Below are 20,602 nucleotides of genomic sequence, written 5' to 3'. Positions count from 1 at the left end.
AGGTATCCCTGGGGGATATTTACGGCGAGTTGGACTGTTCGGGTGAGCCGAGGTGCCGGGACACGGCGGGTTCCCGCGCGATCACCGCCCCGGCGGTGATCCCGGCGGCGATGACGACACAGAGCCCGATCAGCCATGACAACACCGTGAAGACCGCACCCAGCGACCCGTAGCGGTCCAGGCTGCGGTTGAGCGCGCTGGGCACGTACAGCTTGGCGACCACCGACAGTGTGGTCAGGGCCACCCCGGTCAGGAGCGCACCGGGCAGCAGGGGCAGCCAGGGGACGCGCGCGGCCAGCAGCAGGTGCTGGGTCCACCACCAGACGCTCACCTGGGTGACCAGCAGGAGCGGCACGCCCAGCCACGCCCCCACGCCGAACCCGGTGCGCAGCGGTCCCAGCAGGGCGAGGATGACCAGCCAGGCCGCGATCCACACGAGCCATCGCCAGGCGGCGATCCGTGCACTCGCACCCGGCAGCCGCCAGGCGCGTTGGCACAGGCGCTGCATCGCCCGGCTGCACGCCGTGGCGGAGAGCAGCACCATCAGCGAACTGACCGCTCCGGCGCTCTGCTGCAGGTTCGCGGGATCCGCCTCGAAGACCTTCTTCAACTCCTGGTCGGAGGAGCCGTTGATACCGAAGACGTCGTGCAGAGAGGAGACGATCTCCTTGCGCACCCCCTGCGGGGCGAAGGACGCGACCACGAAGAGCAGCGGAACGGCGGTCAGGAACACCTGGGCCGCCAGCCGGGTCGCGGAATCCAGCAGGTTCACGGCGATCAGGTGCGAGGTGAGGCGGGTGATCACCGGGAAGCGTTCCTCGGCGCCGGCGCGCAGCCGCCGCAGCCGCGCCCCCAGTTCCGCGGCCCGCCCGCGCATGCGGCCCGCCCGGCCGTCGGTGGGCGGGACCGATCCTCTGCCTGCGCGCAATTCCGCTCCCCGGGTCCGGACTGGGCTCCACGCCCCGAGGCGTGACCACGCCACCAGGGTGCCGTCCCGGGCCGCCGCCCGCCTGCGGCGCGAGCGCCGTTGCGCCGTACGGGGGAGAGGCCGCCCGAGGAGTCCCGGACGGCACCGCTGAATGGTGGGTGCGGGCGGGAGCGGTGACGATGGGGCCATGCGCGCATCCGGCGCCGCCCCGAACCTCGCGCGGCCGTACGGGGGCAGCGATGGTCCTTGACCTGGTCCTCATCGGTCTGGCGATCGCCGTGAACCCCTTCTCGGTCACCGCGTTCGTGCTGGTGCTGTCCACACGGGGCGGGATCTGGAACGGGCTGGCCTTCGTCCTCACCTGGCTGGCCAGTTTCGTCGCGATCATCGCCGTGGTGCTGCTGATGACCGGCGGGAAACCGCCGCCGCCCAAGTCGGCGCCCTCCACGGCGGCCCTGGCCGCCAAACTGGCCATCGGCGTGGGCCTCGTCTGGTACGGGGAGCGCACCCGCCGCGGGAGGGGCAGGCGGCGCAAGTCGTCCGGGATGATGTCCCGGCTCGACCGGATCTCCCCGTGGACGGCGGCCGGGCTGGCGCTGTTCCTCCAGCCCTGGGGGCTGGTGGCCGCCGGTGCCGCCACCGTGGTGGAGGCGGACCTCTCCCACGCCGCCTCGTACGCGGCGTTGCTGGGCTACTGCCTGCTGGCCAGCTCCAGCCTGCTGGCCATGGAGGTCTACGCGACCTTCGCCCCCGACTCGTCCCGCGTCCGGCTCGGACGGCTGCGGACGTGGCTGGAGGGCCATCAGGACGAGGCGATCGTGACGGTGTGCCTGCTGCTGGGGCTGTGGCTCGTGGGCAAGAGCATCTACCAGCTGACCGCCTGACCCTGACCGGCCATCACCGCACCGCCCGGGTGACGGCGACCATCAGGGCACCGTCGGGGCGAGCGCCGGCCCCTACGGGATCGCCGGGTGACGACCGTCGTCACAGGATCGCCAGGGGATTGACGGGCGAGCCGGTGGCCGCGGGCAGCCGGAGCGGGGCGATCACGCACAGGAACGACCAGCGGCCTTCCCGCGCGCAGATCGGCGCGAGGTCCTCGAACCGCAGATAGTCGAGCAGATGCAGCCCCAAGGCGTGGACGGCGAGCACATGCACCGGGAACGCGACCCCTCGCACCACGCTCGGGGCCGTGTCGTTGTTGCCGTCACTGCCCAGCACCGCCACCTCCCGGTCGGCCACGAACTCCATCGCGGTCGGATGGAGTCCGGCACGGGCGGCGGCCACGTCCCAGGGGCCCAGCTCCTCGCGGCGCCGGCGGTGTCCGACCCGTACGAGCAGGATGTCGCCGCGGCCGACCCGTAGCCCCTGCCGGGTCTCGGCGGCGCTCAGGTCCTCGGCGGTCACGTTCGATCCGGGCTCGAGCCAGGAGAGGCCGTGCACCCGGGGTATGTCGAGGAGGACGCCACGCCCGACGATGCCGTCGCGGGCCAGCTCGACGGACAGGACGCTCGCGCCCTCCGGCGACAGCGCGTCGGCCGCCGGTATGCCGCCGTGCAGCGTGCCGTCGTAGATGACATGGCACAGTGCGTCGAGGTGGCTGTCCACATCGCCGTGGATGTTCATGGCGAAGCGGTCCCGCGCGAAGTCCAGGCCCTTCGGGGCCGGTTCGCCGTCGGCCGGAGCGGTGAGCCGGTGCTCGGCCGGATCGGCGTCGTCGGGTTCGGTACGGGTCTCCACGGGGGCGGCGAGCGACACCGTACGTCCCGACCGCACCTCGCGGACGGCCGCCAGCACCTGTTCCTCGGTGATCGTGTCCAGGGCGCCTCGGCGCCTGCCACCGAGAGAGGCCGTGCCGCGCAGTCGGCGGTAGAGCGACCGGAACTCGGCCTCGCTCAGCTCGTCGGGCATCGGCATGTCACCAGACTCCGACAGAAGCCGGATTCCGGCACGCCGAGTTGCCGGGGACAGGCCCCACCGCGTTAATGAAGGAGCGACCTGTCCACGTCACGAGCCGGCGCACCGCACCGAAACGCGGAGGTCCGGATGGACATGATTCATGTCCGCGCGGTGTGCCCGCCGGAGCTCACGCGGCGCACCATGGCCCTGCTGGGCGACGAGCCGTGCGCCTTGAACGTGGTCCTCCAGACGGGCGGCGTACGCAACCCCGACGGTGACGCCATCGAGTGCGACGTCCTGACCGGAGCCGCGAACGACGTGCTGCGCGGCCTGCGGGACCTGGGCCTTGAGCGCCACGGCTCCATCGTCCTCGATCCGGTGGACACGGTGTTCTCGGAACACGCCGCGAGGACCGCGGTCCAGCGGCTCGGGGCCACGCCGCGCGCACCGGTGTGGGCGCAGGTGGAGGCGCGGATCCGGGCCGAGGGCAGATACCCCCCGAGCTTCTACCTCTTCCTGGTCGTCGCCGGGCTCATCGGCGCGGTCGGCATCATCACCAACTCCCAGATCCTCATCGTCGCCGCCATGGTGGTCGGACCCGAGTACGGGGCCATCACCAGCGTCGCCCTCGCGATCGACCACGGCTCCCGGCCGAGAATCCGGCAGGGCCTGATGGCCCTGCTCGTGGGCTTCGCGCTGGCCGTCGCCGCGACCTTCCTCTTCTCGCTGCTCGTCCGGGGCTTCGGGCTCCAGCCGAGGGCCTTCGAACTGGGTGTCAGGCCCGTCTCGAATCTGATCAACACCCCCAACTTCTTCTCGGCCGTGGTGGCGGTGCTGGCCGGCGTCGTCGGCATCGTCTCGCTGGCCGAGGCCCGGACCAGCGCTCTCCTCGGCGTCTTCATCTCGGTGACCACCATTCCGGCCGGGGCCGACATCGGGGTCTCGTGCGCGTTCGCCAGCTGGGACGAGGCCTGGGGGTCGCTGCTCCAACTCCTGCTCAACATCGTCGTACTGATCGTGGTCGGGACCGGCACGCTCAGGTGCCAGCGGGCGATCTGGCGGCGGGTGGGCGAACGCCGGCACCGGCGCGAGGTCAGGCGGACGGCGTAGGGGCGGACGGCGCCGGAGGAGACGACGTCGAAGTGGCCGCGGCCGAGGGAGCGCCGGTGTCCAGGAACTCGCGGATCGCGAAGGCGACCAGCACGATCACCACGGTCCACACCACGACCCACGTGGTCGGGTAGCTCCAGGTGAACAGCACGATCGCGGCGACCGCCAGGATCGCGGCGCCGATCCACCGCTTGAAGCGGTGCACGAACCGGCCGACCGGACCCAGCGGGAGCCCCGCCGACACGGCGACGTCGCGCAGGGCGCCGATGCCCCTGCGACAGCCCGTACGGATCAGGACGGCGATCCGGGACGGCCCGACGAGGAAGGCGCCGGCGGCCGTCACGAGCGCGAGCGCGCCGACCGCGCGAACACCGGCGCGCAGGAACCTGACCAGGGAGTCGAACACCGTGGCGGCGGCGTCCTCGGACGTCCCGACCGGCAGATGGTCGAGATAGACCGCCCGTGCGACGGCCAGGACGATGCCGAGCACGACCATGGCGGCGAACACCCCCAGCGCGGCCCCGATCAGGGCCCGGCGACGGTCGGTGGCCAGGTACACGCCCGCGGCGGCGATGAGCACGGCGATGACGGGGAGCCAGCCGCCGATGATGTCCAGCACCCGCAGATACGTCTTGATCTTGCCGATGTCCTTCGACGCGAACACCACGAAGTCCGTGTGGACGGCCGGGATCCGAGCGGCCGGTTTGAAGCCGGCGCTGACCAGCCGGTCCTTGACCTGGGCCACGATCGGCGCCACGTCGATGGTGACCTGACCGTTCTTGGCGGACACCGCACCGGTGGCGTTGCCCGTGAGAGCCTTGTCCAGCGCGCTGTGGGCCCGGCGGTTGGCGTCCACCCAGACGGTGTCGAAGGCCTTGCTGGAGACCACCCGCTGCACGGTGTCGCCGACCAGACTCTTCAGACCGCTGGTGATCGGGCCGCCCAGGTCGCCGAGCAGCTTGGCCGCCCTCGGCGGGGCACCCTTCTCCGACGCCGCCCGCTCCAGATCCTTGACCAGCGCGTCCACGTCGATCTGCGCCAGGACGGCGGTGGTGACCCGGTTGGTGACCGCCTTCTGCACATCCGGATCGCTCGCCAGCGGCCCCACGGTGGCGACATAGCGGTCCGTGTCCCGGACGATGTTGTTCGCCCAGACCGCGACGACGGCCAGCAGCGACAGCAGCGAGGCGAGGAGAATCAGCAGGACCGAACCCGTCGAGCGGAGCCAGTGGTGCCGCGCGGCCCGCGACGGCCCCCCGGTCTCCAGAGCGCTCACCCGGTGCCGCAGCTCGTCCAGCTCGTTGCGCTCCCGCGCCGAGAGCCGCTGCTCGCCGGACGGTTCTGGGGGCTTGCGGTCCGGGTCCGATGGAGGCGGGCTGCTCGTCATGGTTACAGCAGAGGCGTACGGATCCGATCCCGCGACCCGGAACCGGCCCGGCGGGTGAATACCGCACCGAGGTGCGGCGCCTTCCGTCCGATGCTGCAATGGAATTCCGGCCCCGTCGATGCGCAGGCATTCGGGGACAGGGGAAACTCCATGACCACCCAGGGGTGAAGCCGTGAGCGATTCCGCCGTGAGCGATGAATTCGCCGAAATGGGCCCTATCGACTATATAGTTGTCGAGTTTCCCGGCAACCGCATGACCGGCGAAGGCCTTCCCCTGCTGGTCGACCTGGTGGACCGCGGCGTCATCCGGATCCTCGATCTGATGTTTGTCAGGAAGGAGGAGGACGGATCCGTGGTCGGCATGGAGATCGCCGACTTCACCGGCGACGGAGCCCTCGACCTCGCCGTCTTCGAGGGCGCCTCCTCCGGCCTGCTGGGCGAGGACGACATCGAAGAAGCGGGCAGCGCCCTGGAGCCCGGCAACTCGGCCGGAATCCTGGTCTACGAGAACCTGTGGGCCGCTCCCTTCGCCACCGCCCTGCGCCGCGGCGGTGCGCAACTGGTCGCCTCCGGGCGCATCCCGGTGCCCGCCGTGCTGGCCGCGCTGGACGCCACGGAGTAGCCACGGCCGCCGCCCGCGCGTTCGGGAGGCATCGGCGCCGTGCCCGTGAGCGCCTGATTCGTCAGGGGCCCGGGCGCCCGGCGCAGCGCTCGACGCCGGCCCGCACCCGGGCGAGGTTCATCGGCAGGTCGGCCGTGGCATCCAGGGTCATGCCCGGCTCGTCCCGCTCCAGCGGCTCCAGCGTCTCGAACTGCGAGTCGACCAGCCGGGCGGGCATGAAGTGGCCGGTGCGCCGGGACACACGGTCCCGGGCCGTCGCCCGGTCCAGGGCGAGGTACAGGTACCGCAACGCCGGCCCCCCGGCCTCCCGGAACTCGTCGCGATAGGCGCGCTTGAGGGCGGAACAGGCGACGACCAGTCCCTCGTGGGCCTCGGCGGAGCGACGGATGCGGTCGGAGAGGGCACGCAGCCAGGGCGCGCGGTCGGCGTCGTCCAGGGCGTGGCCCGCGGTCATCTTCGCGATGTTCGCCGCGGGATGGAAGTCGTCGCCCTCGACGAACGCCAGGCCGAGCTCCACGGCGACCGCTTGGCCGAAGGTGGTCTTCCCGGATCCCGACACGCCCAGGACCACTATGATCGGGGGCCTTTTCCCGCCCCCTTCGCCGCCTCCGGCGCTGCCCCCGGCCCCGGTCACGGATTCTCGGGTTCCCGGCCTGGTGCCGCCTGCCGCAGGTCCGCCTCGGTGAGGGGCTGGAGCGCCCCGCGGGTGTCCAGCCGGTAGAGCAGGACGAGCGGCGGCCCCACGAGCACCAGCGCGATGATCGAGACCAGCATCAGCCAGCGCAGCGTCGTCGACGCCCCGGCCGCCTGGGACACGGTCAGTGAGGTGGGGATGAGATAGGGACGCTGGGCCAGTCCCCAGGCCACGACGACGAGGGCCACGCTGCCGATCGCGGTGACCCTCGCCCATCCCGTCGCGACGCGGTACAGCAGCCAGGCGGTGGCCAACGCGCTGACGACGGCGATGAGCACGAGGACGAGACCGACTCCGCCGGTCAGCCCGTCGTGGACGTAGGGCGCGTCGTCGTGGGTCACGGCGAGGCCGACGATCGCCAGCACGGCGAGGACGACGAGAGTGCACCAGGCCCGCAGCCGGAAGTAGCCGACGAGGTCGGGGGCGTCGAAGCGGCGGGCGTCGGCGGTCAGGAACACCGCCCCGAGGAAGGCGGTCGTGGCGACGGTGAGCAGCCCGGCGATCACGGAGGTCCCGTTGGACCAGGCGTCGGCGGACGCCTGTGTGCCGGGCGCCACCCGGCCCGTGGCGATGCCTCCGACCGTCGCGCCGAGGAAGAAGGGGGTCAGCAGCGAGGAGACGGCGAAGACGGCGCCGTAGACCCTGCGCCGGGCGAGGCGCCGCGCGGGCTTGCGCAGGGCGAAGCCGGCACCGCGCAGGACGAGTCCCACGGCCGCGAGTGCCAGCGGGAGCCACATGGCGGAGAAGATCGTCTGGAACAGGACCGGGAACCCGGTCCACATGATGACCAGGACGAAGATGAGCCAGACGTTGTTGGTCTCCCACACGGGTTCCATGGCGTGGTCGATGAGCCACCTCGGGCGTTTGCCGCGTTCGGTGCCGCCCGCGACGAGGTCCCAGAATCCGGCACCGTAGTCCGTGCCACCGGCGCACGCGTAGGCGGCCACCGCGACCAGCAGCACCCAGGCGACGACGTCCTCGATCATTCGTCTCCCCCGTCCCCGCTCGCGGTGGTCGACAACGGGCGGGGCCCGTAGGGAGTGGCGCCCTCCAGATCCCCGGTGGCGGCACCCGCGGGCGCGCCCTCGTCGGCCAGCCGCCAGCGGTGGCTCATCTTCACGAGGACGGTCAGGAAGGAACCGAAAGCGAGGACGTAGACCACCACGACGATGCCGAACATCGTCCACAGGGACGCGGCGCGGGTGCCCGTGACCGCCTCCGAGACCCGCATGTTCTGGTAGACGATCCAGGGTTGCCGGCCCACCTCGGTCGTGATCCAGCCGCACTCCACGGTCAGCAGACAGGCGGCGCCGGCGAGGGCGGCACACCGCAGGAACCAGGGCGACCGGGGCAGTTCACGACGTCGCAGCCGGCACCAGCCGTACCAGAGCGCGAGCAGTAGGAGCAGGCTTCCGACGGTCACCATGATGTCGAACGCCCAGTGGGCGATGGTGGCCTGGATCACCGTCGGGCGGTCGCTCGCCGGGACCGACGTCAGGCCGGTCACCTCGGTGGACGGTCTGAATCCGGCGAGGATCGAGTCCAGTTGGGGGATCTTGATCCCGCCGGAGACCGACCCGTCGGTGTGCAGACGCCCGAAGAGGTACTCCGGTACGTGGGTGTCGGTCTTCCACACCAGCTCGGTGGCCGCGAACTTCACGGGCTGCTTGTGGAAGACGGAGCGGGCGATGGAGTCCCCGAGCACGAACTGCACGGGGGTGAGGATCGCGGCGACGGTGAACGGCAAGGTGAAGCCGAGCCGGTGGTAGCGGTCCCGGCGGCCGCGCAGCAGGCCGACCGCGTACACCCCGGCGACGACGTATCCGGCGGTCAGGACCACGCCGACCACGAAGTGCCAGTACTCGGGGCCGAACATCGGTGTGAAGACCGCCTGCCGCACATTGACGTTCACCGGCTTGCCGGAGGCGTCGAGAGTGAAGCCGCGCGGGGTGTTCATCCAGGCGTTCGCGGCCACGATGCCGAACGCCCCCATCAGGGCGGCCAGCGGCAGCGGCAGGCCGAGCCAGAAGTGCGTCCACGGCTTGAGCCTGCGCCAGCCGTACAGGTAGATGGCGATGAGGATCGCCTCGAGGAAGAACGCCCAGGCCTCGATCCCGAAGCCGAGGCCGAAGACATCGCCCCACCGGCCCATCATCCCCGGCCACAGCAGACCGAACTCGAAGGAGAGCACGGTGCCCGTCACGATGCCGATCGCGAACTGGACGGCCATGACCGCCGACCAGCGCCGTGCGAGCAGCAGGGCGATGGCGTCGCCCTTGCGCAGCCCGCGGTAGTGCATGAGGAGTGTGATGGCGGGCAGCGCCACGCCGAAGGGTACGAGCAGGATGTGGGAGGCCAGGGTGAAGGCCATCAGCTCCCGGGCCGGGAGGAGTTGTGGTGGGCCGTCCGCGAGAAGGTGCTCGACTGCGCTGTTCACATGACCTCGGTGGTTCGTACGGGCTGGCTGAGGGGCCCCGCGCTTCAGCCGCCGGTGGCGAAACCGGGGAACAGCGTCATTCCGCCGTCCACATAGATCGTGGTGCCCACGACGTAGTCGAAGAGGTCGGACGCGAGCGCCGCCACCGCGTTCGCGATGTCGTCCGGGTCGCCCACGCGGCGGTAGGGGATGAGCCGGAGGAGGTCGGCCTCGGCCTCGGGGGTGTCCCAGGCGTCGCGGTTGATGGGCGTGCGAATCGCGCCCGGGGCGATGGCGTTCACCCGGATCCTCTGCGGCGCGAGCTCCTGGGCGAGGGTCGCCATGAGCATCTGCACCCCGCCCTTGGACGACGCGTAGTTCACATGGCCCGCCCACGGGATGATCTGGTGGACCGAACTCATGCAGATGATCTTCCCGGCCGAACGGGAGACCTCGGGGACGACGCCTCGCCGCAGGAACTCCTTGGTCGCTTCGCGGGCGCACAGGAACTGTCCGGTCAGATTGACGTCCAGCACCTTCTGCCACTGGGCCGTGGTCATCTCGGTGACGGGGGCGTCGCGCTGGAGCCCGGCGTTCGCCACCATGATGTCGATGGTCCCGAACTCCTCGACCATGCGGGACACCATGTCGACGACCTGGTCCTCCTGCGACACGTCCGCCTCGTGCGCGTAGGCGCGCACCCCGAAGCCCTCGATCTCGCGTACGACCTCTTCCGCGGCGTCCCGCCCGGACACGTAGTTCACCACCACGTCGGCGCCCACCCGGCCGAGGCCGATGGCCGTGGCCTTGCCGATGCCGGAATTCGCGCCCGTCACCAGCGCCTTCTGCCCCTTGAGGAGCGGGAAGGCAAGAGGTTGGCGACCATCACTGCCGCTGCTTTCCACGCATGTCTCCCTGTGGGTGCCGACGCGGACCATCGGAGGAATCCGCTTTTCGGAGGAATCCGCCCCACAACGAAAACACTGGTGAGCCGGGACGGCGCGTCGGCACGTCCGCTGTCAGCCGGTCGGGGGGCCGGCCCGGGCTGAACGGCCGAATGCCGATCCGCGGGGTCCACAGGGGTCCACCCGGGACGGCGCGCTCGGCTACTCGGTGCGGGGCTGCCGGCTGATTCCGACGCACAGCGCCCAGATGACGAAGGCGTCCACGGCGATCAGCACGATGGCCCAGACGGGGTAGTACGGCAGCCACATGAAGTTGGCGATCATCGACAGGCCCGCCAGGGTGATTCCGACCACGCGTGCCCACATCGCTCCGGTGAACAGGGCGGCGCCGGCGAGGACGACCAGGACGCCGAGGGAGAGGTGGATCCAGCCCCAACTCGTCAGATTGAAGTTGTAGGCGTAGTTGCGGGTGAGGACGAAGACGTCGTCCTCGGCGATGGCGGAGATTCCCTCGAATATCGCCATCACTCCGCCGAAGATCATCATGACTGCGGCGAAGGCGGTCCAGCTGGACGCCCACGGTCCGCCGCTCCCGGTCTCGTGTCGCTGGTGCATTCCAGTCGTGGTCATATCGAGCTCCTCCCACGTAGACCTCACCACTGACCTGTGACCGGTCGGTGGTCCGCATTTCAGCTTGCCATGAGAGTCACCGTCCGGCAGAACGGCGGAATTCCCGCGGGGTGGCGCCGATGTCGATGTGCGGGGAAATCCGTGCGGTGCTCCAATGGACGTGTCCCATGCGCCGAGAATTTCCCGTCGGTCAGGGGAGTGCGGATATTTCGCGGGCCGCCTCCCGGATTCGCGGGCCGCCTTCCGGATTCTCGGGCCGCCTTTCCAGAAAGGAAACCGCCGTGCCAGGTCTCCTTCGCGGGGTCGCCCGCACAGCCGTGGTGGCCGGTACCGCGACCGCCGTGTCGAACCGTGTGTCACGCCGTCAGCAGGGGCGATGGGCTCAGCAGGAGTACCAGGAGGCCCCGCCGCAGCCCGCGCCCGCCGCGCCGCCCCCACCGCCCGCCCCGGCCGACGACATGAGCGGCAGGATCGATCAGCTGAAGCAGCTCGGGGAGCTCAAGGCCCAGGGCGTCCTGACCGAGGCCGAGTTCGAGGAGCAGAAGCGCCGGATCCTTGGGTAGTGACGTTCCATGAACCTCACGACTGCGGAAGGCCTGCGATGGGAGCCCAGCGGGCGCTGGGTGCGCGGGTGCAAGGGCGAGGTCACGGTCGTCGACAGCCGGCACCCGGTCCTCGTCTGGGAGCCCGACGTGCCCGTTCCGCTGTACGCCTTCCCACGCGCGGAGGTCCGCGAGGATCTGCTCCGCCCGGCGCAGAACCCGCCGACCGGCACGCACAGCGGATCGCGGGTCTTCTACGACCTCGAAGTCGACGGCGCACTGCTGGAGAACGCGGCCTGGACGTTCCCCGCCGACGACCTGGCCGGTCACATCGCCTTCGAGTGGTTCAGCCGCAGCGGCCGGGGGCTCGACCGCTGGTACGAGGAGGACGAGGAGATCTTCATCCACCCCCGCGATCCGCACAAGCGGGTGGACGCCCTCCCGAGCAGCCGTCACGTCCGGGTCGAGGTCGGCGGCACGGTCGTCGCGGACACCCGCCGTCCGGTGCTGCTCTTCGAGACCGGCCTGCCGACGCGGTACTACATCCCGCGTGAGGACGTCCACCTCGACCTGCTCGTCCCCAGCGACCTCAGCACGGGGTGCCCCTACAAGGGCACCGCCGCGTACTGGTCGTGGCGGGGTGGCGGCGACGCCCCGGCGAACCTCGTCTGGAGCTACCCGGAGCCACTGCCCGCGGTGGGCGCCGTCAAGGGCCTCCTCGCCTTCTACAACGAGGCGGTCGACATCACCGTGGACGGGGAACACCTGGAGCGGCCCGTCACCCCGTTCACCACGACACTCTCGGCGCGACCTGCGACGTGACGGCGGCGCGGGCTGTCACCTGGCCTTGTTGACGAAGTCGTTGGTGTACGTCTTGGACAGATCGACGCTGTGACCCTTGACCGTCGTGTCGAAGGTGGCGAGGACCTTGTAGACGGTCCTGGGACCGTCGGCGGGCATCAGACCGTCGGGGGAGTACATGCCCTTCTCGTTCTGGAGCGCCTTGGTGTAGACGGCCTTGCCGACGCCCGCGTAGTAGGCGGCCGGCATCTTGTCGGCGATCTCGGCGGCGGAGTGGGCCTGGATCCACTTGAGCGTCTCGACGTAGACGTTGACCAGCTTCTGCACCACCTCCGGGTTCTTCCGGACGTACTTGGTGGTGAGGTAGAGACACGAGGCGGGGTAGGTGCCGCCGAGCGTGGCCTTCGCGCCCGCGGCCGTGCGCAGGTCGATCAGCGGCTGGGCCAGCTTCTTGCGCTCCAGCAGCGAGACGGTCGGCTCGGTGGTCATACCGGCGTCGATCTGTTTGTTCCGCATCGCCGCCACGAAGGTGGAGCCGGCGCCGACGGCGACCGACGTGGCGCTGCCCGCCTTGACGCCGTTCTTCGCCTCCAGGTACTGGGTGAGGAAGTTGGTGGAGGAGCCGAGGCCGGTCACGCCCAGGTGCTTGCCGCCGAAGTCCGCCGGGCTCTTGACGCTGCCCGCCTCGTCGGTGCGGACCATCTCGACCTCGCCGGGGGCGCGGAGCAGTTGCACGACGGACTCGGTGGACCTGCCCTTGGACCGCAGGTCGACGGTGTGGTCGTAGAACCCGACCACCGCGTCCACCTGGCCGGAGATCATGGCGGTCTCGGCCTCGACCCCGTCCGGCTCGTCGTAGAACCGCACATCCAGACCCTGCGCCTGGTAGTAGCCCAGCTCCCGGGCGAGCGTCACCGGCAGATAGATCTGCTTGTCGAGGCCGCCCACGATGATCCGCACCGCGGGCGTGCCGTCGCCGTTCCTGGACGCGACGGCGGCGCTGGACCTGCCCCCTCCTCCGCTGCAGGCGGGCACGGCCAGGGCGAGGGCGGCGCAGACGGCCCTGGCGAGCAGGGACGTGGTGACCGGCTTCATCACTGGTCTCCTTTGCGAGCGGGTGGGCGGGGACATGCGGGCGTGGCGCAGAAGGTACCCGCCCGAGTGCTCGTGCTCACGGCCCGGGGCCGCCCAGGTGGCAAGCACCTGGGCGGCCCCGTGATCGGCGAGGCTCAGCCGTTCGGCCCTGCCGGGGTCGTGGTGGTCTTGAAGCCCTCGGTCTTGTTGGCCTGGATGGCGAAGTCATTGGTGAACGTCTTGCTGAGGTCCACCGATCCCTTCACGTTGCCGACCAACTGCTCTGTCGCCAGAGAGGTCTTCGGACCGCCGGCCGGCATGATGCCGTCCGGGAGGAACTGACCCTTGTCCTGGGTCAGGGCCGAGATGTAGTCGGCCTTGGTCACCAACTGGTTCGACACGAACGACGCCGGAAGCTTGTTGGCGATGTCGGCCGCGCTGTGCGTGTTGATCCAGTGCATGGTGGCGACGAGAGCGTCGACGACCTTCTGCGTCGCGTCCTTGTGCGAGTTCACCCAGTCGGTGCGGGCGATCACGCTGGCCGCGGGATAGGCACCGCCCATGGCCTGCGTGGCGCCGGCCGTGGTGGCCAGGTCGATCGCGGAGGCACCGACACCCTTCTTCTGGATCGCGGCGACCGTCGGCTGCGTCGTCATGACGCAGTCGACCTTGCCGTTCTGCAGCGCGGCGATGGCCGTGGAGCCCGCGCCGACCCCGATCCGGTGGTACTGGCTGGTCTTGACGCCCTTCTTGGCGGCCAGGAACTGGGTGAGGGTGTCGGTGCCCGAACCCAGGTCGGTGACGCCGAGGGTCTTGCCCTTCAGGTCGGCGCCCGAGGTGACGCCCGACTTCGTGGTGCACATCTCACGCTCGCCCGGGGCGCCGGAGAGCTGGACGACGTCCTCGACCGCCTTCCCCTTCGCCTGGAACTCGATCGTGTGGTTGTACCAGGCGCCCGCCATGTCCACCTGCCCCGAGGCCATGGCTTCCTCGGCGCCGACTCCGCCGTCCTGCTCGGTGCTCAGCTGGACGTTGACGCCGTACTTCTTGTAGAAGCCGAGCTGCTGGGCGAGTTGGTACGGCAGGTAGATCTGCTTGTCGAGGCCGCCGGCCATGAGCTTGACGGTCGGCGTGGAGCCCGAACCGCCGCTCGAGGCGGACGAGTTGCCGGAGCAGGCACTGACCGTGCCGAGGGCGAGAACGGTGAGCAGAGACGCGGCGACGGCGACGGGTCGTCTGGACATGGCTGACCACATTCCTTTGCTGAGGGTTTCGAGATCTAGCTGAGGGTTCTGAGATGAAGGAGGGGAAAGTGCGGAGGCGTCAGAGGGAGTTCGCCTCGGTCGGCGCCGGCGGGCGCCACGACAGCAGCCGGTGCTCCAGCTTGCTGATCAGCCACTCGGCGCCGAGCACGATGACCGAGATGACGAGCATCGTCGCGAACACGCCGTTGGGGTCGAACTGGTTCTGCGCGGTCTTGATGACCAGGCCGAGCCCGCTCTGCGCGCCGAGCACCTCGCCGACCAGCGCGCCGACGATGGCGAAGCCGAAGGCGCTGTGCAGGCTGGCGATGATCCAGGTGAGCGCGGAGGGCACGGTGACGTGCCGGATGATCTGCGCCTGCGAGGCGCCGAGCACCTTGGCGTTGGCGAGGATGTTGCGGTCGACCTCACGTACGCCCTGGAAGGCGTTGAAGAAGACGATGAAGAACACCAGTACCGCGGCGAGCAGGATCTTCGGCAGTACACCGATGCCGAACGCGACGATGAAGATCGAGCCGAGGACGATACGCGGGATCGCGTTGACCACCTTGATGTAGGGGCCGAGCACATCGGCGAGGAACCGGCTCTGGCCCAGTGCGACGCCGAAGATCACGCCGGCGACGGCCCCGAGGGCGAAGCCGGCGAGCGCCTCCTGGATCGTTGTCCAGATGTTCGAGTAGAAGGACCCGAACTCGGTGCCGTGCTGGAAGAGGTCGACCAGCCGCTTGGCGATGCCCGACGGCTGCCCGAAGAAGAACGGGTCGACGATCCCCCAGGTGGTGAACGCCTGCCAGCCGCCGATGACGAAGGCCGCGAGGCCGATACGGCCGGCCCACACCAGCGCGGTGCGCCGCCGGGCGGCCCGCTTCGCGGCGGCCGCGGCCGAGGACGGTGTGCCGTCCTTGACCAGCGCGGCGGAAACTGCGGACGTCGTGCTCATGCCGTACCTCCTGCGGTGCGTGCGTAGGCGCGCTCCACCTCCTCGCGCAGCGTTTCCCAGATCTGGTGCTGAAGTTCGATGAAGCGGGGCTGGAAGCGGATCTCCTGGACCGCGCCGCGCGGGCGGGGCAGGTCGATGTCGAAGACCTCCTTGACCGATCCGGGGCTGGACGTCATGACGACGACCCGGTCGGCGAGTGCCACGGCCTCGTCGAGGTCGTGGGTGATGAAGATGACCGACGGACGGATCTGCTCCCACAGGCCCAGCAGCTCGGTCGACATGATCGCCTTGGTCTGCACGTCCAGGGCGCCGAACGGCTCGTCCATGATCAGGATCTTCGGTTCGTTGATCAGCGCCGCGGCCATCGCCACGCGCTTGCGCATACCGCCGGAGAGCTGGTGCGGGTAGCGGTCCTCGAACCCGGACAGGCCCACCCGCCGCAGCCAGTCGCGCGCCGAGACCTGGGCCTTCTGCTTGGGGACACCGCGGAAGACCGGGCCCATCAGCACATTGCCGAGGACGGTCTTCCAGGGCAGCAGCGCGTCGGTCTGGAACATGAAGCTGACGCCGTCGGTGACACCGTCCACCTCACGGCCGCCTACCTTGACCGAGCCCTCGCTGGGCCGGTCGAGCCCGGAGACCATGCTCAGGGTCGTCGACTTGCCGCAGCCCGTCGGGCCCACCACCGCGCAGAACTGGCCAGGCTCCACGGTGAACGAAACGTCCTGCAGCGCCGTGAACACCTCACCCGCGGGAGTCAGAAATCGTTTGGTGAGCCCTGAAATCTCGACTCGCGCGCTGTCCTGGCCGCTTTTGTCGGCGACCGTGCTCAACGCGGCATCGTTTCGCGAAGCCATCTGAGGCCGTCTCCTTCCCTAACCTCGGGGTCGAGGAAGGCAGACGCTAGAGGCCGCCTCGTATTACGTCGCTGTTTCAGACGTATCTCGCGTTAGTTGTGTTAACCGGGGTTCTGCACGTTCTGCTCAGGGGGCCAGGGGTGGGCAGGGTGTCCCTGGTGGGGCACAATCACGCCACCACGGGTTACGGCGAAGGGGCCGGGCCCGGCAGCAAGACAAGGGCGAAGGCACCTGTGATGCCCATCCGAATCCGGATCGGCCGCGCCGGGAAGGGGAGGCTCTCCGCGCGGATTCTGGCCAATCAGCTGGCCATCCTGGCCCTCTCCGGAGCCATCGGTTTCGTACTGTTCGCGTTCGCTCAGCGGGCCGAGATCGACCGCTCATATGAGCAGCGGGCGCTGGCCATCGCCGAGACCACGGCCGCCGAGCCGCAGATCCAGCAGGCCATGGAGTACGGCGGTGGCGGCGACATCGTGCAGACCGTCGCCGAACGGATCCGGAAGGCGTCGGGGGCGTCGTACGTGGTCGTGATCGACCTGCACGGCATCCGTCACTCGCACCCCACCCCGGCACTGATCGGCGAGCCGGTGGGCGAGCCGATCGCGGTGCTCGACGGTCTCCCTCACGTCGGCTCCGACCAGGGCGCGACCGGGCGGTCCGCCAACGGCAAGGCTCCGCTGAAGGGGCCCACGGGCACGCTGGTGGGCGAGGTGTCGGCCGGCATCCCGGAACACGACGTACTCGGCGAGCTGTGGCGGGAGCTGCCCACCTTCGGCCTGTACGCCACGATCGCCACCGCGCTCGGCTCGGTGGCCGCGTTCCTGCTGGCCAGACGCCTGAAGCGGACGACGTTCGGGCTGGAGCTGGAGGAGATCGCCGGCCTGCTGCAGGACCGGGAGGCGATGCTGCACGGCATCCGGGAGGGCGTGGTCGCCTTCGACCCCGAGGGCCGGGTCACGGTCATCAACGACGAGGCCCGCCATCTGCTCGGTCTGGGCACGGCACTGGGCAGTCGGCTGGACGAACTCCTGCCCGAGGGGCGGCTGCGCCGGGCACTGGACGGCAGCCTCAGTGGGACGGACATCACGGTCCTCACCGACGACCACTGCCTGGCCGTCAACCGGATGCCGGTGACGCTGCACGGCCGGGCGCTGGGAGCGGTGGTCACCGTGCGCGACCGCACCGAACTGGTCGGACTGCTCAGGGAGCTGGACTCGGTACGTGGGCTGACGGACGCGTTGCGCGCCCAGCAGCACGAGTTCACCAACCGGATGCACACCCTGGCCGGGCTGCTGGACGTGGGGGAGTACGAGTCCGCGTACGAGTACGCCGTCGAGCTGGCCGGAGCCGACCAGGAGCTGACCGAGTCGGTGCGCGAGCACATCGGGAACGCCCTGATGGTCGGTCTGATCGTGGCCAAGACGACGGTCGCCGCCGAGCGCGGCGTACGGATCGTGCTGGGTGAGGACTCCGCGCTCGGCGAGCAGCCGCCGCATCTGCACCGGCTGCTGACCATCGTCGGCAACCTGCTGGAGAACGCCCTCGACGCCGCGGTCGGCGGACCGGCCCCGGCGGGCGGCCGGGAGGTACGGCTCACGGTCGTCGAGGCCACCACGCAGGTGCTGGTGCGGGTGGCCGACACCGGACCTGGCATCCCGCCGGGCGCGGCCGAGTCCATCTTCGAGGACGGCTGGTCGACCCGGCCGGACCGCGGGACCGCCCGGCGCGGCCTCGGACTCGCCCTGGTCCACCGGCTGGTCCAGCGGCACGGCGGCACCATCACGGTCAGCGAGGGGTCCGGCGCGGTCTTCACCGTGACACTGCCCCTGCCGGACGCCGCGCCCGCGCCGCAGGGCGCACTGTTCACGACGGCCCTGCCGGTACCGGCAGGTGCCCTGGCCGCAGCCGATGGAGGGGAGCGCTGGTGATACGGACCCTGGTGGTGGACGACGACTTCCGCGTGAACGGACTCCACTGCACCTATGTGGCCCGCGTCGAGGGCTTCGAGGTCGTCGGCCAGGTGGCGAACGTGGCCGAGGCGCTGGACGCCGTCCACACGCTCCACCCGGAACTGCTGCTCCTCGACATCTTCCTTCCCGACGGCAGCGGCCTCGACGTGCTGCGACAGCTGACCGGCGACGCGGGTGGCGCCCGCCCCGACGCCATCGTGATCACGGCCGACCGGGACATCACCTCCGTGCGGACCGCGATGAAGCTCGGAGCCGTCGGATACCTCGTCAAGCCCTTCGGTGCCGAGGCCCTGGCCGAGCGGCTCACCGCCTACCGCGCACTCCAGCACCGGGTGAACGTCCTGGGTCCGGCGGCGGAGACCGACCAGGCTGACGTGGACGCCCTGTTCAGCGTCGTCCGCCCCACCGCCCTGCCCACCGTCCCGGCCAAGGGCCACTCCGCGCCGACCCTCGCCCTGCTCCACGAGACGGTCCGCACCGCCCGCCGGGACGTGTCGGCGGCCGAGGCGGCGGAACTGACCGGCGTCTCCCGCGCCACGGCCCAGCGCTACCTGTCCTATCTCGTTCGGGAGGGCATGGTCCGACTGGAACTCCGTTACGGCGCGACCGGCCGCCCGGAACACCGCTACCGCACCGTGTCCTGACGTCCCGGCCGGTGCAGTCGGCGCACACTGAAGGCATGCTCACGGCGGACCGCTCCCGCCCGCCCTGCACCCACAGGAGTCACGCATGCCCCTGCTGCGTACAGGCGACCTGGACCTTTACCACCAGGTCGTCGGGGAGGGCGACCTGGAGGCCCTGATCGAGCGGCTCGGCCCCGCGCCCGCGCACGTGGCGGGCAGTTCCTTCGGCCGGTCGATCGCACTGGGGCTTGCGGCGCGCCGGCCGGAGTTGTTCCTCAGCATCACGGTCCACGAGCCCCCGCTCGTCGCGATCGTGGCCGACGACCCGGACGCGCTGGGACAACTACGCCCGACGCAGGCCTCGATGGACGCCGTCCTCGCCCATCTCCGCAAGGGCGAGCACCGACAGGGCGCACGGCAGTTCGTGGAGGAGGTGGCCATGGGACCCGGCACCTGGGACCGGCTGCCCGCCGCGGTGCGCGAGACGTTCGTGCACAACGCGCCCACCTGGCTGGACGAACAGTCCGACCCCGACTGGGCGAAGATCGATACCGACGCCCTCGCCCGGTGCGCCGCACCGGTACTGCTCAGCGGAGGCACGCGGAGCCCGATGTGGTTGGCGACGATCCTCGACCGGCTGGCCGCGGCCCTGCCACGGGCGCGGCGGGGGACCGTCGAAGGGGCGGGGCACATTCCCCATGTCACCCATCCGGGGCGGTACGCCGACGCCCTCACGCACTTCGTCCGGACGTCCTGAGACGCGGGCCCCGCCACTCGTCGGTACTGTCGGAAGGGATCGCCGCTCGCTCTCCGCTCCTGGTTCCCCGACCGGGCGGCGGAGCGAAGGAGGCAGGGTGTCGTGACCGTGATCTCCCTGAAGTCCGCCCAGGTGCGGGAAGGGCTCACGCTGCCCTACGCCGAGGCCGGCTACCCCGGTGGCACACCGGTCGTCCTCGTGCACGGACTCGGTGACTCCTGGTGGGCCTTCGAGCCCCTCCTCAGGCGCCTTCCGGCCGCCCTGCGCGGCTACGCGCCCACCCAGCGCGGCCATGGCGACGCCGACCGCCCGTCCGAGGGCTACACGCCCGAGGACTACGCCGCCGACCTCGTCGCCTTCCTGGACGCCGTCGCCATCGACCGCGCCGTGCTCGTCGCGGCCTCGAGCGGCGGCGTGCCCGCCCGGATGGTCGCGGGCAGCCATCCCGACCGGATCTCGGGGCTGGTGCTGATCGGCGTACCCGGCACGCTCGAGGACAAGCCGGCGGTGACCGGTATGCGGGAGGCCGTCGAGGGGCTCTCGGACCCCGTCCCCCGGGAGTTCGTCGAGGAGTTCGTCTCCGGCGCGGTGGCCCGACCCGTCGCCAGGGGCCTCGTCGAGACGATGATCGAAGAAAACCTCAAGGTCCCCGCGTACGTCTGGCGGGAGACCCTGCGCGGACTGCTCGACACCGATCTGCGCGCGACCCTCGCGGGCATCCTGGTGCCCACCGTCGTCATCTGGGGTGACCAGGACGACCTGCTGCCCCGCGCCGACCAACAGACCATCCTGGACGCCATCCACGGTTCACGCCTGATCGCCTACGAGGGCGTCGGGCACGACGTCCACTGGGAACAGCCCGACCGCGTGGTCGCCGACCTCGCCGCCTTCGCCGCGCATCTCGCACACCCCGCGACTCCCGGCACGTCATGAAGGCGTGGGGGACGGCAGATTGGCGAGTTACCTATTGAATACCCGGGGTTACATCCATCCGGCCGACAAGACTTGCTATCGTGTTACTCGTTGGTAGCAAGTCGAACGGGGGCCACGAGGGGCCGGCGTATGCATCGCCGCCGCTCCTCGGGCGGGTTGGTCGAGAGGGACTGTCCGGCAAGGGGGCCGGGCGGCCACGGCACCTGCGCGTACGCACCCCGCGGCCTTCGAACTCCACTTTTCTCGCTCACT

General features: G+C 70.4%; 21 protein-coding genes. 9 read left to right on the top strand and 12 right to left on the bottom strand.

All coding sequences use genetic code 11. The annotated features are described in order from the left end of the window. Window positions 1-19: 19 nt before the first annotated feature. The gene (locus FNV62_RS09770) at window positions 20-928 is read right to left on the bottom strand and encodes a YhjD/YihY/BrkB family envelope integrity protein (protein ID WP_225900217.1); all 909 of its coding nucleotides are present in this window, start codon (window positions 926-928) and stop codon (window positions 20-22) included. Window positions 929-1,167: 239 nt separating this feature from the next. On the opposite strand from FNV62_RS09770, the gene FNV62_RS09765 reads away from it, so the two are divergent. Beyond that, window positions 1,168-1,812, top strand: a complete 645-nt coding sequence (locus FNV62_RS09765) for a GAP family protein (protein WP_097283592.1) — start codon at window positions 1,168-1,170, stop codon at window positions 1,810-1,812. A 100-nt stretch (window positions 1,813-1,912) separates the two neighbouring features. On the opposite strand, the gene FNV62_RS09760 is transcribed toward FNV62_RS09765, so the two are convergent. Further along, on the bottom strand, window positions 1,913-2,845 hold the full coding sequence (locus tag FNV62_RS09760) for a cyclase family protein (protein WP_179858099.1): 933 nt from the start codon (window positions 2,843-2,845) through the stop codon (window positions 1,913-1,915). 129 nt (window positions 2,846-2,974) lie between these two features. Here FNV62_RS09760 and FNV62_RS09755 point away from each other — a divergent pair, with 129 nt between their 5' ends. Beyond that, a complete protein-coding gene (locus tag FNV62_RS09755; protein ID WP_097283591.1) occupies window positions 2,975-3,937 on the top strand; it encodes a DUF389 domain-containing protein in 963 nt (320 codons plus the stop codon). On the opposite strand, the gene FNV62_RS09750 is transcribed toward FNV62_RS09755, so the two are convergent. Then, a complete protein-coding gene (locus FNV62_RS09750) occupies window positions 3,921-5,324 on the bottom strand; it encodes a hypothetical protein (RefSeq protein WP_225900216.1) in 1,404 nt (467 codons plus the stop codon). The two genes, FNV62_RS09755 and FNV62_RS09750, sit on opposite strands and share 17 nt — an antisense overlap. Before the next feature lie 208 nt (window positions 5,325-5,532). Here FNV62_RS09750 and FNV62_RS09745 point away from each other — a divergent pair, with 208 nt between their 5' ends. Further along, window positions 5,533-5,946 (top strand): DUF6325 family protein, encoded by a 414-nt coding sequence (locus FNV62_RS09745; protein WP_054228775.1) that lies wholly within the window; start codon window positions 5,533-5,535, stop codon window positions 5,944-5,946. Window positions 5,947-6,007: 61 nt separating this feature from the next. Here FNV62_RS09745 and FNV62_RS09740 read toward each other — a convergent pair whose 3' ends face one another. The 5 genes from FNV62_RS09740 to FNV62_RS09720 all read right to left on the bottom strand — a co-directional run bounded on the left by FNV62_RS09740 (window position 6,008) and on the right by FNV62_RS09720 (window position 10,591). Next, window positions 6,008-6,580: a gluconokinase gene (locus FNV62_RS09740; RefSeq protein WP_097283590.1), complete on the bottom strand. Its 573-nt coding sequence runs from the start codon at window positions 6,578-6,580 to the stop codon at window positions 6,008-6,010. Continuing rightward, entirely contained in the window at window positions 6,577-7,626 is a 1,050-nt protein-coding gene (locus FNV62_RS09735) for a cytochrome d ubiquinol oxidase subunit II (RefSeq protein ID WP_143600689.1), read from the bottom strand. The genes FNV62_RS09740 and FNV62_RS09735 overlap by 4 nt, the downstream gene beginning before the upstream one ends. Further along, window positions 7,623-9,011, bottom strand: a complete 1,389-nt coding sequence (locus FNV62_RS09730) for a cytochrome ubiquinol oxidase subunit I (RefSeq protein ID WP_144316448.1) — start codon at window positions 9,009-9,011, stop codon at window positions 7,623-7,625. The genes FNV62_RS09735 and FNV62_RS09730 overlap by 4 nt, the downstream gene beginning before the upstream one ends. 110 nt (window positions 9,012-9,121) lie before the next feature. Continuing rightward, window positions 9,122-9,961: an SDR family oxidoreductase gene (locus FNV62_RS09725; RefSeq protein ID WP_143612688.1), complete on the bottom strand. Its 840-nt coding sequence runs from the start codon at window positions 9,959-9,961 to the stop codon at window positions 9,122-9,124. A gap of 201 nt (window positions 9,962-10,162) precedes the next feature. Next, entirely contained in the window at window positions 10,163-10,591 is a 429-nt protein-coding gene (locus FNV62_RS09720; protein ID WP_054228772.1) for a hypothetical protein, read from the bottom strand. Between the two features lie 281 nt (window positions 10,592-10,872). Between FNV62_RS09720 and FNV62_RS09715 the strand changes: the two genes are divergently transcribed. Then, window positions 10,873-11,154 (top strand): SHOCT domain-containing protein, encoded by a 282-nt coding sequence (locus FNV62_RS09715; RefSeq protein ID WP_097283588.1) that lies wholly within the window; start codon window positions 10,873-10,875, stop codon window positions 11,152-11,154. 9 nt (window positions 11,155-11,163) lie between these two features. After that, window positions 11,164-11,955: a DUF427 domain-containing protein gene (locus FNV62_RS09710; RefSeq protein WP_144315086.1), complete on the top strand. Its 792-nt coding sequence runs from the start codon at window positions 11,164-11,166 to the stop codon at window positions 11,953-11,955. 15 nt (window positions 11,956-11,970) lie between these two features. Here the strand turns inward: FNV62_RS09710 and FNV62_RS09705 are convergent, their stop codons facing one another. From FNV62_RS09705 to FNV62_RS09690, 4 genes are all read right to left on the bottom strand, one after another. Then, window positions 11,971-13,029 (bottom strand): ABC transporter substrate-binding protein, encoded by a 1,059-nt coding sequence (locus FNV62_RS09705; RefSeq protein ID WP_144315084.1) that lies wholly within the window; start codon window positions 13,027-13,029, stop codon window positions 11,971-11,973. A gap of 134 nt (window positions 13,030-13,163) precedes the next feature. Beyond that, window positions 13,164-14,252 (bottom strand): ABC transporter substrate-binding protein, encoded by a 1,089-nt coding sequence (locus FNV62_RS09700; protein WP_205521694.1) that lies wholly within the window; start codon window positions 14,250-14,252, stop codon window positions 13,164-13,166. A 79-nt stretch (window positions 14,253-14,331) separates the two neighbouring features. Further along, complete coding sequence (locus tag FNV62_RS09695) at window positions 14,332-15,210, bottom strand: ABC transporter permease (protein WP_054228767.1); 879 nt, start codon at window positions 15,208-15,210, stop codon at window positions 14,332-14,334. Continuing rightward, complete coding sequence (locus FNV62_RS09690; RefSeq protein WP_079089704.1) at window positions 15,207-16,067, bottom strand: ABC transporter ATP-binding protein; 861 nt, start codon at window positions 16,065-16,067, stop codon at window positions 15,207-15,209. Before FNV62_RS09690 ends, FNV62_RS09695 begins: the two co-directional genes overlap by 4 nt. Window positions 16,068-16,303: 236 nt before the next feature. Between FNV62_RS09690 and FNV62_RS09685 the strand changes: the two genes are divergently transcribed. The 4 genes from FNV62_RS09685 to FNV62_RS09670 all read left to right on the top strand — a co-directional run bounded on the left by FNV62_RS09685 (window position 16,304) and on the right by FNV62_RS09670 (window position 20,350). After that, complete coding sequence (locus FNV62_RS09685; RefSeq protein WP_079089705.1) at window positions 16,304-17,995, top strand: sensor histidine kinase; 1,692 nt, start codon at window positions 16,304-16,306, stop codon at window positions 17,993-17,995. Next, window positions 17,992-18,681: a response regulator gene (locus tag FNV62_RS09680; RefSeq protein WP_054228765.1), complete on the top strand. Its 690-nt coding sequence runs from the start codon at window positions 17,992-17,994 to the stop codon at window positions 18,679-18,681. Before FNV62_RS09685 ends, FNV62_RS09680 begins: the two co-directional genes overlap by 4 nt. A gap of 85 nt (window positions 18,682-18,766) precedes the next feature. Further along, entirely contained in the window at window positions 18,767-19,417 is a 651-nt protein-coding gene (locus FNV62_RS09675) for an alpha/beta fold hydrolase (RefSeq protein WP_144315082.1), read from the top strand. 102 nt (window positions 19,418-19,519) lie between these two features. Then, a complete protein-coding gene (locus FNV62_RS09670) occupies window positions 19,520-20,350 on the top strand; it encodes an alpha/beta fold hydrolase (RefSeq protein ID WP_144315080.1) in 831 nt (276 codons plus the stop codon). Window positions 20,351-20,602 lie beyond the last annotated feature (252 nt).

Source organism: Streptomyces sp. RLB3-17, assembly GCF_007113425.2.
GTDB lineage: Bacteria > Actinomycetota > Actinomycetes > Streptomycetales > Streptomycetaceae > Streptomyces > Streptomyces mirabilis_D.
Note: the sequence above shows the minus strand (reverse complement) of the source record. Positions and strands in the feature narration are given on the sequence as shown.